The 656-nt window shown below is 58.2% G+C and carries 1 protein-coding gene; it reads right to left on the reverse strand.

The features are described 5' to 3' along the window. A partial coding sequence (locus AB4874_RS19875) for a plasmid recombination protein (RefSeq protein ID WP_497031694.1) occupies positions 1-656 on the reverse strand: 656 nt, incomplete at both ends.

Raw genomic sequence — 656 nt, forward strand, 5'->3', positions numbered from 1 at the left:
CGGCGCAGCTCTCCTCCCATGCTGCGAGATCCTCAACATATGCCGCTTCGCGTTTGGCCTGTGTCATGCGGTTCTTTGAGGGTTTAGGGCGCTTGGGTTTGGAGGGCCGGGGCTCGAGTTCTGGGCGGGGCAGGGAGGTGATTGTCTGTGCTGGCCCGTGCTCCTCTCTCCACTGTGCGGCCGCGCATTTTCCGACATGAAGCTTGTTTGCGCTTAGTTTCGGATCCGCCATGTTGAGGGCGAGAATGTGGATATGGACGTATTTCTCATCGAGATGTAGCATGGCGGAAAACTCGATGCCCGGTGGCATCCGAGATACGAAATCCTTCACCACCAAGCGCATCCATTTATTTACTTCCGCGCGGTCGCCTTTGGAACATGCGCGATATTCTTCGGATGTCATCGGATGCGAATGGATTTCGGTGTAAAGCGTCGGGGCATCCGATTTGAGACCGCGTTCGTAACTACCGCCGTTTCTCTGCTGCACGGTCTCCCGGATCGCGGCGCGCCTTGTGTTATGGTGGGTGCGCAGTTTGGTCAGAGGGATCGCGCCGGGCCACTTTATCTCGGCGGGGGTGCGTGGCGCGGGCACATGATCACAGTAGCGCGGCTCGCGCAGAGCTTCACCGAAGACCTGATTGAGGTCGTTGAAGTGA

This window comes from Thioclava arctica, assembly GCF_040892615.1.
Taxonomy (GTDB): Bacteria; Pseudomonadota; Alphaproteobacteria; order Rhodobacterales; family Rhodobacteraceae; genus Thioclava; species Thioclava arctica.